The 14,501-nt window shown below is 42.1% G+C and carries 14 protein-coding genes; 6 read left to right on the top strand and 8 right to left on the bottom strand.

All coding sequences use genetic code 11. The features are described 5' to 3' along the window. The first annotated feature begins 23 nt into the window (after nucleotides 1-23). Nucleotides 24-1,496: an arginine decarboxylase gene (gene speA / locus NYE56_RS07460; RefSeq protein ID WP_268555267.1), complete on the top strand. Its 1,473-nt coding sequence runs from the start codon at nucleotides 24-26 to the stop codon at nucleotides 1,494-1,496. Nucleotides 1,497-1,534: 38 nt separating this feature from the next. On the opposite strand, the gene NYE56_RS07455 is transcribed toward speA, so the two are convergent. Beyond that, nucleotides 1,535-1,654, bottom strand: coding sequence for a GapA-binding peptide SR1P (locus NYE56_RS07455; RefSeq protein WP_003232305.1), 120 nt, complete (start codon nucleotides 1,652-1,654; stop codon nucleotides 1,535-1,537). Nucleotides 1,655-2,072: 418 nt separating this feature from the next. Here NYE56_RS07455 and slp point away from each other — a divergent pair, with 418 nt between their 5' ends. Continuing rightward, nucleotides 2,073-2,447 (top strand): peptidoglycan-associated lipoprotein Slp, encoded by a 375-nt coding sequence (gene slp / locus NYE56_RS07450; RefSeq protein WP_003245672.1) that lies wholly within the window; start codon nucleotides 2,073-2,075, stop codon nucleotides 2,445-2,447. A gap of 44 nt (nucleotides 2,448-2,491) precedes the next feature. Here slp and lpdA read toward each other — a convergent pair whose 3' ends face one another. The 5 genes from lpdA to NYE56_RS07425 form a co-directional block, all read right to left on the bottom strand. After that, nucleotides 2,492-3,904, bottom strand: a complete 1,413-nt coding sequence (gene lpdA / locus NYE56_RS07445; protein WP_003232309.1) for a dihydrolipoyl dehydrogenase — start codon at nucleotides 3,902-3,904, stop codon at nucleotides 2,492-2,494. Nucleotides 3,905-3,908: 4 nt separating this feature from the next. Beyond that, a complete protein-coding gene (gene pdhC / locus NYE56_RS07440; RefSeq protein WP_003232311.1) occupies nucleotides 3,909-5,237 on the bottom strand; it encodes a pyruvate dehydrogenase complex dihydrolipoyllysine-residue acetyltransferase in 1,329 nt (442 codons plus the stop codon). A 114-nt stretch (nucleotides 5,238-5,351) separates the two neighbouring features. Then, the gene (pdhB, locus tag NYE56_RS07435; RefSeq protein ID WP_014113660.1) at nucleotides 5,352-6,329 is read right to left on the bottom strand and encodes a pyruvate dehydrogenase complex E1 component subunit beta; all 978 of its coding nucleotides are present in this window, start codon (nucleotides 6,327-6,329) and stop codon (nucleotides 5,352-5,354) included. 3 nt (nucleotides 6,330-6,332) lie between these two features. After that, complete coding sequence (gene pdhA, locus NYE56_RS07430; protein ID WP_003222294.1) at nucleotides 6,333-7,448, bottom strand: pyruvate dehydrogenase (acetyl-transferring) E1 component subunit alpha; 1,116 nt, start codon at nucleotides 7,446-7,448, stop codon at nucleotides 6,333-6,335. Between the two features lie 423 nt (nucleotides 7,449-7,871). Beyond that, nucleotides 7,872-8,543, bottom strand: coding sequence for a YkyA family protein (locus tag NYE56_RS07425; protein WP_268555268.1), 672 nt, complete (start codon nucleotides 8,541-8,543; stop codon nucleotides 7,872-7,874). Nucleotides 8,544-8,756: 213 nt separating this feature from the next. Between NYE56_RS07425 and NYE56_RS07420 the strand changes: the two genes are divergently transcribed. Continuing rightward, nucleotides 8,757-8,915 (top strand): YjcZ family sporulation protein, encoded by a 159-nt coding sequence (locus NYE56_RS07420; RefSeq protein ID WP_014476697.1) that lies wholly within the window; start codon nucleotides 8,757-8,759, stop codon nucleotides 8,913-8,915. 109 nt (nucleotides 8,916-9,024) lie between these two features. Continuing rightward, complete coding sequence (gene def / locus NYE56_RS07415) at nucleotides 9,025-9,579, top strand: peptide deformylase (protein ID WP_341283678.1); 555 nt, start codon at nucleotides 9,025-9,027, stop codon at nucleotides 9,577-9,579. Between the two features lie 35 nt (nucleotides 9,580-9,614). Here def and NYE56_RS07410 read toward each other — a convergent pair whose 3' ends face one another. Next, nucleotides 9,615-10,388, bottom strand: a complete 774-nt coding sequence (locus NYE56_RS07410; RefSeq protein ID WP_341283677.1) for a Cof-type HAD-IIB family hydrolase — start codon at nucleotides 10,386-10,388, stop codon at nucleotides 9,615-9,617. 385 nt (nucleotides 10,389-10,773) lie between these two features. Between NYE56_RS07410 and rnpZA the strand changes: the two genes are divergently transcribed. After that, entirely contained in the window at nucleotides 10,774-10,983 is a 210-nt protein-coding gene (gene rnpZA / locus NYE56_RS07405) for an RNA polymerase subunit omega 1 (protein ID WP_003222303.1), read from the top strand. Between the two features lie 5 nt (nucleotides 10,984-10,988). Next, entirely contained in the window at nucleotides 10,989-12,656 is a 1,668-nt protein-coding gene (gene rnjA, locus NYE56_RS07400) for a ribonuclease J1 (RefSeq protein WP_003245660.1), read from the top strand. Nucleotides 12,657-12,689: 33 nt separating this feature from the next. Here the strand turns inward: rnjA and ade are convergent, their stop codons facing one another. Continuing rightward, nucleotides 12,690-14,423 (bottom strand): adenine deaminase, encoded by a 1,734-nt coding sequence (gene ade, locus NYE56_RS07395; protein ID WP_341283676.1) that lies wholly within the window; start codon nucleotides 14,421-14,423, stop codon nucleotides 12,690-12,692. Nucleotides 14,424-14,501: the final 78 nt, after the last annotated feature.

Here is a 14,501-nt window from a genome sequence, read left to right as displayed (position 1 = left end):
TGATTACAAAGGTGGGAAAACAATTGTCGCAACATGAAACACCCTTATACACAGGACTGAAAAAGCATGCAAGCAGACAGCCTGTTCAATTCCACATTCCCGGCCATAAAAAAGGGGCAGGAATGGACCCAGAATTCAGACAATTTATCGGTGAAAACGCGTTAAGCATAGATTTGATTAATATTGAACCATTAGACGATCTGCACGCGCCAAAAGGCATTATTAAACAAGCACAAGATCTGGCTGCTGAAGCATTTGGAGCGGATCATACATTTTTTTCTGTTCAAGGAACAAGCGGCGCCATTATGACAATGGTAATGGCTGTTTGCGGACCTGGTGATAAAATTATTATTCCAAGAAATGTTCATAAATCAATTATGACAGCTATTGTATTTTCCGGAGCGGTTCCAATTTTTATTCATCCTGAAATTGACAATGAATTGGGCATCTCCCACGGCATTACACTTGAATCTGCTAAACGGGCGCTTACCGAACATCCGGATGCAAAAGGGCTTCTCGTCATCAACCCGACATATTTCGGTGTTGCAGCCGACTTAAAAAGCATCGTAGAACTCGCTCATTCGTTTGATGTGCCAGTGCTTGTGGATGAAGCACACGGCGTTCACATTCATTTTCACGACGAATTGCCGCTATCGGCCATGCAGGCAGGAGCGGACATAGCAGCGACAAGTGTACACAAGCTGGGCGGATCACTCACGCAAAGTTCGATTTTAAACATGAGAGAGGGCCTTGTATCAAAAGACAGAGTGCAATCCATCCTGAGCATGCTGACAACTACGTCAACTTCTTACTTGCTTCTCGCTTCTTTGGATGTTGCCAGAAAACGCCTTGCAACAGAAGGCCACCAGCTTGCTGAGGAAACAATCAAGCTTGCCAATCAGACGAGAGATCGCCTCAACCAGATTGAAGGCATTTATTGTGTCGGTTCTGAGATTCTTGGGTCGAAAGCAGCTTACAGCTATGATCCGACAAAATTGATTATCTCTGTGAAAAGTCTTGGCCTGACAGGACATGACGTGGAAAAATGGCTTCGTGAATCCTTTAATATTGAGGTTGAGCTTTCTGATCTGTACAATATTTTGTGTATTTTCACTCCTGGTGACAGCCAAAATGATGCAGACCGGCTTGTAGAAGCTTTAACTGAGATCGCACAGCAAATGTCAGAACAAGATGTAACACATCAGCAAACTGAGGTTCTGCTTCCAGAAATACCTTTATTGGCAATGACTCCGCGTGATGCTTTCTATGCAAACACGGAAGTCATCCCATTAAAAGAAGCATCCGGACGGATTATTGCTGAATTTGTCATGGTATATCCGCCTGGTATTCCAATCTTCATCCCAGGAGAAATTATTACAGAAGAAAACATCAGCTACATTTTTAAAAACCTTGACGCAGGCCTCCCTGTTCAAGGACCTGAGGACTCGACTTTACATATGATCCGAGTCATCAAAGAACAAAAAGCAATTCAATAAAAAATAAAAAGCATGCGGCTTTAAGCCGCATGCTTTTTTTACTCTTCATCAACAGGACATTGACATTGTCCGCAGCATGTTCCGTATAATGTTGTCACTTTCTCATCTTCAAAGTAATGAATGGCTTCGTTGCAATCTTGGCAAACAATCGTACCCATCTCTTATTCCCCATTTCTTTGAAATTTGAAAACGCTTAATTTCTTTTGTTGTTATTATATTAATATGTCACATTTAAAATGTCAACAACAAACTGTATAACACATTTTATTTCATCTCATCATATTCACCTTGTTTTTCCATTTTCCATCATACAATATCTTCTTCATACAGAAGCTTTACTCGATATATATGCCACAGCACATAATGTAATTTCACGTTTTCTTGAACTTTCATCCAAGAATGCAGCAAAAAATTCAATATACCTCAGGTTGCTATTTTAAACGATTGATATAATATGTAATCTCACTTTAAAAACGGTTTCAATTATATAACAATTAGGTAACAAGAAGCAGATTAAGCCGCCTCTCGTGATAAACTAAAGCTAGTTAACTACTGTTTATACAGAGGAGAAGATAGATGCGATATCGCGCGGTATTCCCCATGCTGATAATAGTATTTGCTTTATCGGGCTGTACGCTTTCCACCATCAATCCGATGAAAAAAAGCCGGATTGACAACATTCATCATACACAAATCCTGTTTTTTTCTGATGAGAACCAAATAGACCAGGAAGCGCCTTATTACGATGCACTGCTTGATTTAGAAAAAGATTATCCCGAGCAAATAGATAAAATGAAGGTCTATGATAAAAAAGAAGGCTGGGAAGATGAGATTGAAACTGTCCCTACTCTTATGGTTGTTGATCAGCGCCATGTCGTGGTGAAAATCGAGGGATGTGTGAAAAAGAAAGAAGACATCATTAAACCATTACAGCATGTGCTGTCAAAATAAAAAAACAGCCCCGCTTTGAGCGAGGGCTGTTTTTGATATGAAAATTATTTTACGATGTGAATCGGACTTCCGATTGCCACTTCAGCAGCTTCCATTGTGATTTCGCCCAATGTTGGGTGAGCGTGAATTGTCATCGCGATATCTTCAGCAGTCATGCCGCCTTCAATCGCTAGGCTTAATTCAGAAATCATATCAGAAGCACTTGCTCCGGCGATTTGCGCACCGATCACAAGACCGTCCTCTTTACGAGTGATCAGCTTCATGAAGCCGTCTGTTTCGTTAAGAGAAAGCGCGCGGCCGTTTGCTGCAAATGGGAATTTAGCAGCAACAATGTCAAGACCTTCTTCTTTCGCCTGTGCTTCAGTGTAACCAACTGATGCAAGTTCAGGCTCAGAGAAAACAACCGCAGGAATACCAAGGTAATCGATTTCTGCAGGCTCTCCAGCGATAGCTTCTGCAGCGATTTTACCTTCGTAAGATGCTTTATGAGCAAGCGGCGGTCCTTCGATGATATCACCGATTGCATAAATGTTAGGTACGTTTGTGCGGCACTGTTTGTCAGTTTTCACGATACCGCGGTCCGTCATTTCGATACCGACTTGCTCAAGACCAAGCTCATCAGTGTTTGGACGGCGTCCTACTGTAATCAATACGTAATCAGCATCAACAGTTTTTTCTTCGCCTTTTACTTCGAAAGTAACTGTTACGCCGTCTGGTCTTTCTTCAACGCCTTTAGCCATCGCATTTGTATGGATTTCAACGTTGCCTTTTTTCTTCAGTCTGCGTGTAACAAGAGAACTCATTTGTTTTTCGAAGCCAGGAAGAATTTCATCTCCGCCTTCAAGAATAACAAGTTCAGTACCGAAGTTAGCATACGCAGTTCCAAGTTCAGTTCCGATGTATCCGCCGCCGATAACAACGAGCTTTTTAGGAATTTCTTTAAGAGCCAAAGCGCCAGTTGAATTCAGGACACGTTCACTATATTTGAAGTTTGGCAATTCGATAGGACGAGATCCAGTAGCGATGATTGCATTTTTGAACGTGTATGTTTGAGCAGAGTTCTCATCCATAACACGAACTGAATTGCTGTCTACAAAGTAAGCTTCACCTTTTACAACATCTACTTTGTTGCCTTTAAGAAGACCTGCTACACCGCCAGTAAGCTTGTTGACAACAGAAGCTTTCCATTCTTGAACTTTTGTGAAATCAACTGTTACATTCTCAGCAGTGATTCCCATGTCATCAGAATGTTTTGCATTCTCATAACGGTGACCTGCATTGATCAGCGCTTTTGAAGGGATACATCCAACGTTCAGACAAACGCCTCCAAGAGTTGCTTTTTCAACGACTGTTACTTTTTGTCCAAGCTGTGCAGCGCGGATGGCAGCTACATAGCCGCCAGGTCCCGCACCAATTACAAGAGTATCTGTTTCAATAGGGAAATCTCCTACTACCATAACATTACGCCTCCATTAAAATTAATTGTGGATCGTTCAGTAAACGCTTGATGTGATTTAATGCATTTTGCGCAGTTGCTCCGTCGATCATACGGTGGTCGAAGCTGAGAGAAAGAGCTAAGACTGGAGCTGCTACGATTTCGCCATCACGAACAATCGCTTTTTCTGCAATGCGTCCGATACCAAGAATCGCAACTTCTGGATGGTTGATAACCGGAGTGAACCATTGTCCACCGGCAGAACCGATGTTTGTAATTGTGCAAGATGCGCCTTTCATTTCAGCTGGAGCAAGCTTGCCTTCACGAGCTTTTGTTGCAAGGCCATTGATCTCATCAGAAATTTCAAAGACAGATTTACGATCTGCATTTTTCACAACCGGTACAAGCAAGCCTTTTTCAGTGTCAGCAGCGATACCGATGTTGAAGTAATGTTTTTGGATGACTTCATCTGTTTTATCGTCAATTGACGTGTTTAAAACAGGGAATTTTTTCAGTGCAGATGTAAGAGCTTTTACAACGTAAGGCAAGTAAGTCAGCTTGATTCCTTGATCAGCAGCAACCTGTTTGAACTGTTTACGATGTGCAACAAGGTTTGTTACGTCCACTTCGTCCATTAACGTTACGTGAGGAGCAGTGTGTTTAGAGTTAACCATCGCTTTTGCAATTGCTTTACGGATACCGCTCATTTTTTCGCGTGTTTCTGGGAATTCGCCCTCTGGAGCTGGTGCAGCAGCCGGTTTAGCAGCTGTTTCTTGTGGTGCAGCTGTTTCTTGCGGTGCAGCTTCTTGTGCTCCTCCATTTACAAAGCTGTCGATATCTTCTTTTACAACACGTCCGTTGTTGCCTGAACCAGTAACCTTACGGATGTCTACACCTTTTTCACGAGCATATTTACGTACGGAAGGCATAGCGATCACGCGTTTGTTCGGGTCAACTTCAGCTTGATCCTGCTGTCCTGCGCCAGTAGCTTTTGCAGGCTCTTGAGCTTGCTCTTCTTTCGCAACGTCTTGTCCAGCTTCTGCAGTTGACTGAACTTGTGCTTCAGTTTTCGCATCGTCAGACTCATCGCTGCCTTTAAATTGAAGATCTTCGTAACCAGGTGCATCAAACGTAATAATCGTTTGTCCAACAGTTGCAACCGTTCCCTCTTCAACTTTTAATTCTAATACTTTTCCTTTAACAGGTGAAGGAATTTCTACTACTGCTTTATCATTTTGGACTTCAGCCAGTACATCATCTTCGTCTACCTCGTCGTTAGGCTTGACAAACCATTTTACGATTTCGCCTTCGTGGATACCTTCCCCGATATCTGGAAGTTTAAATTCAAATGCCACAGTTCTCGACCTCCTAGTTTGATTAAGCAATTTTAAAGTTTACATCGTAAGCATTGAAAACAGATATATAATAGAGGGAAAACGTTCATCTTCCCTCTCGATTATGCAGTTTGATTAAAATTCAAGCACTTTTCTTGCTGTTTCAAGAACGTCTTTATGGTTTGGAAGCCATACGCTCTCCGCTTGAGAGAAAGGAAATACTGTATCTGGCGCAGCCACGCGAAGTACAGGTGCTTCCAAGCTCAGGATCGCACGGTCATTAATTTCTGCTACTACGTTTGCAGCAATACCGGCTTGTTTTTGTGCCTCCTGAACGACAATCGCGCGTCCTGTTTTTTCTACAGAAGCGATAATTGTATCGATATCAAGTGGGCTTACTGTACGAAGGTCGACAACTTCAGCAGAAATGCCGTCTTTTTCAAGCTCCTCAGCAGCTTTTAATGATTCATGAACCATTGCGCCGTAAGTGATGATTGAAAGATCAGTACCTTCACGTTTCACGTCAGCTTTTCCAAGCTCAATTGTGTATTCTTCTTCAGGAACTTCCTGACGGAAAGAACGGTAAAGCTTCATATGCTCTAAGAAGACAACAGGATCATTGTCTCTGATCGCAGAAATTAAAAGTCCTTTGGCATCGTAAGGAGTTGATGGAATAACAACTTTGATACCAGGCTGTTGTGCAACAAGACCTTCCAAGCTGTCAGCGTGAAGTTCAGGAGTATGAACACCGCCGCCGAATGGAGAACGAATTGTTACAGGTGAAGTCCAGCGTCCGCCAGAACGGTAGCGCATACGAGCCATTTGGCCAGAAACTGAATCCATTACTTCATAAACAAATCCGAAGAATTGGATTTCCATTACCGGACGGAAGCCGTTTAAGCCTAAACCAAGGGCAAGACCGCCGATACCAGATTCAGCAAGTGGCGTGTCAAACACACGGTCTTCACCGAATTCTTTTTGCAATCCTTCTGTCGCACGGAATACGCCGCCGTTTACACCAACGTCTTCTCCGAAAACTAAGACATTTTCGTCATTTTTCAGTTCTGTGCGTAACGCATCCGTGATTGCTTGAATCATTGTCATTTGCGCCATGGCTTACTTCGACTCCTTCTGTGTATAAATTTCAAATTGCTCCTCAAGGTTGTGAGGCATTTTTTCGTACATGATTTTCATTAAATCAGTTACTTTTTGCTTCGGTTCAGCATCAGCTTTTTTGATCGCTTGCTTAATTTCTTCTTTCGCATCCTCAATTACTTTTGCTTCTTCTTCTTCAGACCATAAGCCTTTGTTTTCAAGGAACGCACGGAAACGTACAAGCGGATCTTTTTGTTCCCACTCATTTTCGATTTCTTTTGTACGATATTTAGTAGGATCGTCACCAGCCATTGTGTGCGGGCCATAACGGAATGTAAGTGTTTCAATTAGTGTTGGACCTTCGCCGTTGATTGCGCGCTCGCGTGCTTCAGCAGTTGCTGCGTATACAGCAAGCGGATCCATTCCGTCTACTTGTACGCCGACAATACCGGCAGCTACAGCTTTTTGTGCAATTGTTTCAGCTGCAGATTGTTTTTCAACAGGAGTTGAAATCGCGTAACGGTTGTTTTGCACCACGAAGATTGCAGGTGCTTTATAAGCTCCGGCAAAGTTAATTCCTTCGTAGAAGTCCCCTTGAGAAGCTCCGCCGTCACCAGTGTAAGTGATTGCGACAGCTTTCTTACCGCGTTTTTTAAGACCTAGCGCAACACCGGCAGTTTGAATGTATTGAGCACCGATAATGATTTGTGGAGAAAGGGCATTCACATCATCAGGCATTTGGTTTCCTCTGAAATGTCCGCGAGAGAAAAGAAACGCTTGATATAATGGAAGGCCGTGCCAAATTAACTGAGGCACATCACGGTATCCAGGAAGAACAAAGTCTTCTTTTTCAAGCGCGAAATGCGTTGCAATCTGAGAAGCTTCTTGACCCGCAGTAGGAGCGTAAAATCCGAGACGTCCTTGACGGTTTAATGAGATAGAGCGTTGGTCAAGCACACGCGTAAATACCATGCGGCGCATTAGCTCTTTTAATTGATCATCAGTTAAATCAGGCATCGCCGCTTCATTCACGACTTCTCCCTTTTCATTTAAAATTTGGAACGTTTCGAACTGCTTTTTAATGGCATCAAATTGCTTCTTACTGTCAACGATAGCTTTTTTCGTTTTTGCAGCCATACTAAGTCACCTCTTCCTTTCTTTTAAACAGTCATTAGACGTGCATTCCTTTTATACATACAAACTTAGGGTACCCTAAAGTATCAGCAGTAAGTCGTATTATATTTTAGCCGATCCCCAGTTTGCCAAAACCTTTTATGTAGGATAGTTACACTCTGCTTTGAACTGTATTATTTCGAAGTTGTAAAAAACTAATACAACACCGCTTAACATGGATTAGTTTACACCAAATAAAGAAGAACCGTCAATCGTTTTCATCGCTGATTTTCAATAAATGTATTCGCTTTACATTTTCAACAAAAAAACAGATGCCAACCGCACCCAAAACTGTACTAGTATACCTTACTATGCTGTACTACAATAGAAATGAAAATTTTGAACGAAATCCGAATCGCATTTCATTCAAAAAAAGAGCTGATCTAGTCAGCTCTTTTTCACACGATAGCCTGCAGCATCATATAAATCTTCCCGGGCTTTATTATATTTTTCGGTTTGTTCATTAAATTCTCCGCTATATTTAAGGATCTTTTCATAAGAAGCATTGACTTTATCGATCTGCTGATCCAGATCATCTCTTGTCAAATCTTTGTCTTTCAGCTGCATATACAGCTTTTTATTAAGCTCAAGCGCTTTTTTATACTCTTTATACATAGTGCCATATGATGTATATCTTTTCTCCATATGGTTTGCTGCGGCATCGGCCCTTTCTTTTATGTCTTTTTCCTTAATATGTTCCGCTGACGTTTTTGCTTCCTCAAATTCCGTTTCCGATTTTTTCATGCTGTCATTTTCAAGCTTTAGGTGTTCTTCGCGCTTGCTGACATTTTCAAGCGCCTTATCAGATAAAGCAACAATTTTTTTATAATCATCCATATTGAGCTTCATAACACTATCGTAAAGCTGATTTTCTTTGGCCTCTAATTCTTTGAGTGTTTTTTGTTCTTCTTGAAACGGCTTTTCCGATTCCGCGGCTTTTTCTAATGAATGATGAAGTGAATCAACCGGGTCCTGTCCCATGCATCCTGTTAATATCAGTGCCATGGCACAAAAAGCTCCGATCTTCATTCCAGGCCGCCGTTTTATTGCGTCTTTCACGTTAAATCCCCCAATCTTGACAATTTCTACTATAGAATCCATGGGGACATTTGGCAATAGTCGTGCTGTATTAATGCAATACTGAAATTAAATCAAAAAAGTGAAAAATCAGGACAGATGACCATACAACTTTTTTGTTTTTACATAGGTTATATTAGACGCTATGCCTACTTATAAAGGCTCTGGCGTAATTAAAAGAGGAGGTTATGTAATATGTATGGATATGGTTACGGCGGAGGCTGCTGCAGTTATGGTGGTTACGGATATGGTGGCTACGGATATGGCTACGGCCGCACCTTTGCGCTAATCGTTGTTTTATTCATTCTGTTAATCATTGTCGGAGCTGCTTATTTAGGCGGAGGCTGTTGCTAACCACACAGCATGAAATTGACCAGCCATATACGGCTGGTCATTCGTTTCGTTGCACCTTTGTGAAGAAATCCGATATAATTTACATATTAAGCTTTAGGAGTGAAGTTTCTTGATTACTATGGAAAACATCGTACGTGACGGCAATCCAGCCCTCAGAGAGACTGCCGAACCTGTTGAGCTGCCTCCAACTGATGCAGAAAAACAGCAGCTGGCCGACATGATCGAATTTGTTAAAAACAGCCAAAATCCGGAATTAGCCGAAAAATACAAGCTGCGCCCTGGCGTAGGGCTCGCAGCTCCTCAAATTAATATCAAAAAACGAATGATCGCCGTTCATGCGGAAGATGCTTCCGGTAAATTATACAGCTATGCTCTGTTTAATCCTAAGATCGTCAGCCATTCAGTTGAAAAAAGCTACTTAACAAGCGGCGAGGGCTGCCTCTCTGTGGATGAAGCGATTCCCGGTTATGTTCCCCGCTATGCTCGCATCAGAGTAAAAGGAACAACACTAGAAGGCGAAAATATTGATATTCGTTTAAAAGGATTTCCGGCTATTGTGTTTCAGCATGAGATCGATCATTTGAACGGCGTTATGTTCTATGATCATATTGATAAGGAAAATCCTTTCAAAGAACCTGAAAATGCAATCGCAATTGAGCGCTAAAAGAAAAAACGGCTGGCACAATGCCAGCCGTTTCTTTATTTTAAAAGGCCCAATTCTTTGACAGCGTATGCAATTCCATCTTCATCCACCGGCTTTGTTACAAAGTCCGCGATTTCTTTCAGTTCGGGAACAGCATTTCCCATAGCAACGCCTGTCCCTACATATTCAATCATTTGCAGATCATTTAATCCGTCGCCGAAAGCATATGTATCGCCGATATCAAACGGAAGACGCTCAATCACTTTTTTGATTCCTTCTGCCTTCGAACCTCCGTGCGGCAGAACATCAGTCGATAGCTCATGCCAGCGAACTAGATCAAACTCAGGAAAAGTGGCATAAGCTTTTTCTTCTTCATCCTGACAAAATAAAAGAAGCTGAAAAATTTCTTTTCCTTCATAAAAAAGGTCATCGGTCTCTGGGTAATCGGTTTTAAGGCTGCCGATTCCCTCGAGAACATGAGGGTGATCCGCAACAGTCGCTTTCATCGTGTCCTCAGCCATAAACACAACAGGATGCTTGCCTTCATCCGCCTGCTTTAATAATCGCCTGATTGCATCTTCAGGCAGCGGATTTTTATAAATCACTTGATTTTCAAAGACAACAAACTGTCCATTGTAGGAAATAAATGAGTGGATGCCCAGCTCCTCCAAAATCGGCTTAACCAAAAATGGAGACCGGCCGCTGGCAATAAACACATGATGCCCTTGGCGCTGCAGCTCCGCCACGGTTTTTCTCGTACTTTCCGGTATATTCTTATCATGATCATATATTGTGCCGTCAATATCAAAAAAGATTAATTTAGAATCCATCGCAACTTCCCCTTTATCGTCTTGGTCTGCAATTCCCACCCTCATCATACAAAAAGATTGTCATTCAGCAAACAATTTCGTTCAAAAATCATATTAAATTCCATTAATAACCACGAAAAGTCTTCCTCAATCTCCGTATACTATTTGTATAAAAGAACTCTGGGACAAATATCTTAATAAAGGAGGGACTGGCTAATGCTGCGTAAATTAAGAAAGAAACTCAGAAGACAATGGAACGGAATGCTCCGCAAGAAAGCAATTGCCTGACAAGGGATCTTTCACTTTTTGAGAGATCCTTATTTTGCTCAAGGCTTTCCTTATATTCCGTTTTCGAATATAATAGAATGAGCGAGTCTAACATACGGCATTTAAGGAGAGATTTGGAATGATTTATAAGGTATTTTATCAAGAGAAGGCTGACGAAGTACCTGTTCGGGAAAAGACAGATTCACTTTATATTGAAGGCGTATCTGAGCGTGACGTCAGAACAAAGCTGAAAGAAAAGAAATTTAATATTGAGTTTATTACACCTGTTGATGGTGCATTCTTAGAATATGAACAACAGAGCGAAAATTTTAAAGTATTGGAGTTATGAGCGGTATGAAATTTGTAAAAAATGATCAGACTGCTGTTTTCGCCCTCGGAGGTTTGGGCGAAATCGGTAAAAATACGTACGCGGTGCAATTCCAGGATGAAATTGTACTGATTGATGCGGGGATCAAGTTTCCCGAGGACGAACTGCTCGGAATTGACTACGTCATCCCTGATTATACGTATTTAGTCAAAAACGAAGATAAAATTAAAGGGCTTTTTATCACCCACGGGCACGAAGACCACATCGGCGGTATTCCATACCTGCTCAGACAAGTCAATATTCCTGTATACGGCGGAAAACTCGCGATCGGCTTACTTCGGAATAAACTTGAAGAGCATGGATTATTAAGACAGACGAAACTGAACATTATCGGCGAGGATGATATTGTAAAGTTCCGCAAAACGGCTGTATCATTCTTCAGAACAACACACAGTATTCCGGATTCCTACGGCATTGTTGTAAAAACGCCGCCCGGAAACATCGTACATACTGGGGATTTCAAATTCGACTTTACTCCAGTCGGCGAGCCGGCAAACTTAACGAAAATGGCCGAAATCGGTAAAGAAGGCGTTTTGTGCCTTCTTTCAGACAGCACAAACAGTGAAAATCCGGAGTTTACCATGTCTGAGCGCCGTGTAGGAGAAAGCATTCATGACATTTTCCGCAAGGTGGACGGCCGAATTATCTTCGCTACATTTGCGTCGAATATTCACCGCTTGCAGCAGGTAATTGAAGCTGCTGTACAAAATGGAAGAAAAGTTGCCGTATTTGGACGCAGTATGGAATCGGCTATCGAAATTGGACAGACACTCGGTTATATTAACTGTCCTAAAAATACGTTTATTGAGCATAACGAAATCAATCGTATGCCTGCTAATAAAGTAACAATTTTATGTACAGGAAGCCAAGGGGAACCAATGGCGGCGTTATCAAGAATTGCAAACGGCACACACCGCCAAATTTCAATCAATCCTGGGGATACAGTCGTATTTTCTTCATCCCCTATCCCAGGCAACACAATCAGCGTGAGTCGAACAATCAACCAGCTGTATCGTGCGGGTGCTGAGGTTATTCATGGCCCTCTTAACGATATCCATACATCCGGTCACGGCGGACAGGAAGAACAGAAGCTGATGCTTCGTTTAATCAAACCTAAATTCTTCATGCCGATTCACGGTGAGTACAGAATGCAAAAGATGCATGTCAAACTTGCAACAGATTGTGGCATCCCAGAGGAAAACTGCTTTATCATGGATAATGGTGAAGTATTAGCGCTTAAAGGCGACGAGGCTTCAGTTGCAGGAAAAATCCCGTCCGGTTCAGTGTACATTGACGGAAGTGGTATCGGTGATATTGGCAATATCGTACTTCGTGATCGCAGAATTCTCTCTGAAGAAGGACTTGTCATCGTTGTTGTCAGCATTGACATGGACGACTTCAAGATTTCAGCGGGCCCAGATTTGATTTCCAGAGGATTTGTGTACATGAGAGAATCTGGCGACTTGATCAACGACGCTCAAGAGCTCATTTCAAATCACTTACAAAAAGTAATGGAACGAAAAACGACTCAATGGTCTGAAATCAAAAACGAGATTACAGACACGCTTGCACCTTTCTTGTACGAAAAAACAAAGCGCCGTCCAATGATCCTGCCGATCATTATGGAGGTTTAAAAAAAGAGGCACTCCCTAAGGGAGTGCCTCTTTTTATTGCAGTGATATGTGTTGAAATGATTTTACATCGAATAAGCCCGTAGTCGTCATTTTAATATCAGGAATGACAGGCAACGCTAAAAACGACAATGTCAAAAATGGATTAAATCCGCCTGTGAAACCGATTAACGGCAATTTATCATGAAGCGTCAGCAAGCTTTGATTCACTTGCTCTGCAGATTGGTCGGATAATAACCCTGCAATCGGCAGCGGTACTGAATGGAGCTCTTCCCCATTTTTTATAATCGTTAATCCTCCGCCAATTTCCTGCAGCTTATTAACTGCCGCCGCGATATCCTCATCATTCGTTCCGACAGCAATAATATTATGGGAGTCGTGTGAAATGGTTGTGGCAATCGCTCCGCTCTTGAATCCAAAACCTTTCACAACACCAAGTCCGGTTTCTTTTAATCCTTTATGCCGCTCAACAACTGCAATCTTTAACAAATCAAGCTCAGTGTCAGGCTCAAATTCGCGGGCAACAGGAGCCGGAACTTGTACTAATCTTGTTTCAAGCTGATTTGGTATGATTTGAATGACATTGATCTGCTGCTCTGAATCGATTGGCATATGAAAATCCTGTTTGTTAAGAGGAGCAGCAAGCTTAACAGAATCAAGCAGTGCCTGATCTGGTGCTGCAGTTGAAGCATGATCCTGATAGACCGCTTTGCTGTCTTCAGCAACAGTCTGCCCTTTTACCATCGTCATTGTGACAGTGACATTTTCCAGATCAGATACAAAGAGCAAATCAGCGTCAAAACCCGGGGCAATCGCTCCCTTTGTATCTAATCCGTAGCATTCGGCCGCATTGAGGCTTCCTAATTGATAGGCTAAAAACGGATCAAGTCCAGCTTGAATCGCCATTTTCACCTGATGGTTTACACTTCCCTCTGACAATAAATCATCCACATGCTTATCATCCGTACAAAAAAAGAACCGGCGTGCGTTCTTTTCATTCACCGCCGGCAGCACATTGAGCGTGTTTTTGGCGACTGATCCTTCACGCATCATGACATACATGCCCCTTCTGATACGATCAAGGGCTTCTTCCTTCGATGTTACTTCATGGTCATTTAAGACAAATGCGGTTCTGTAAATGTTAATGAGGTCTGTTGATAAACCAGCTAAATGACCGTCTATCCGTTTTCCTGCAACACGGGCATCGAGCAGTTTCTGAACCATGTCTTTTTCAGCCTGCTGAACCGACACATAATCCATAACTTCAGCCAGCCCTAATACTTCTTCTTCTTCATAAAATGGCTTGAGATCGGCAGCTTTGAGAATTGCGCCTGATCGCTCAAAACTTGCGGCAGGCACACTGGAAGGAAGCATAAAATGGATATTCAAAGGTGTATGCCGAGCTTGTTCAAGCATAAACACAATCCCTCTTTCACCAGACACATTTGCGATCTCATGCGGATCTGTAACAACCGTCGTCACGCCATGAGGCAACACTGCTTTAGCAAACTCAATCGGTGTAACCATTGACGACTCAATATGTACATGTCCATCAATAAAACCCGGAACAATCATTTGTCCTTCTGCATTAATGATATTTTCGCCTTCATACTCACCGAGGCCTACAATAACTCCATCTGTAATCGCAATATCTTCATATATCCATTCTTGATTATATACGTCCATGATTTTTCCGTTCCTAATGACGATATCAGCTTTTTGTCTTTTGGCTGAAGCATTCAGCCTATTGACTAACGCTTCTTTATTCAAATAGGCCCCTCCTCTTTTTTATTATATGGTACAATATGCTATCGGAACGCCTGTGCTTAGTCAATGAAATTTTAAGAA

This window comes from Bacillus sp. FSL R5-0603 (genome assembly GCF_038050295.1).
GTDB lineage: Bacteria > Bacillota > Bacilli > Bacillales > Bacillaceae > Bacillus > Bacillus subtilis.
Note: the sequence above shows the minus strand (reverse complement) of the source record. Positions and strands in the feature narration are given on the sequence as shown.

Bases quoted from the DNA above. Each gene is read 5' to 3' on its own strand.
- NYE56_RS07455 (WP_003232305.1), bottom strand. From the start codon at position 1,654: ATGGGTACGATTGTTTGCCAAGATTGCAACGAAGCCATTCATTACTTT.
- slp (WP_003245672.1), top strand. From the start codon at position 2,073: ATGCGATATCGCGCGGTATTCCCCATGCTGATAATAGTATTTGCTTTA.
- lpdA (WP_003232309.1), bottom strand. From the start codon at position 3,904: ATGGTAGTAGGAGATTTCCCTATTGAAACAGATACTCTTGTAATTGGT.
- pdhB (WP_014113660.1), bottom strand. From the start codon at position 6,329: ATGGCGCAAATGACAATGATTCAAGCAATCACGGATGCGTTACGCACA.
- pdhA (WP_003222294.1), bottom strand. From the start codon at position 7,448: ATGGCTGCAAAAACGAAAAAAGCTATCGTTGACAGTAAGAAGCAATTT.
- NYE56_RS07420 (WP_014476697.1), top strand. From the start codon at position 8,757: ATGTATGGATATGGTTACGGCGGAGGCTGCTGCAGTTATGGTGGTTAC.
- NYE56_RS07410 (WP_341283677.1), bottom strand. From the start codon at position 10,388: ATGGATTCTAAATTAATCTTTTTTGATATTGACGGCACAATATATGAT.
- rnpZA (WP_003222303.1), top strand. From the start codon at position 10,774: ATGATTTATAAGGTATTTTATCAAGAGAAGGCTGACGAAGTACCTGTT.
- rnjA (WP_003245660.1), top strand. From the start codon at position 10,989: ATGAAATTTGTAAAAAATGATCAGACTGCTGTTTTCGCCCTCGGAGGT.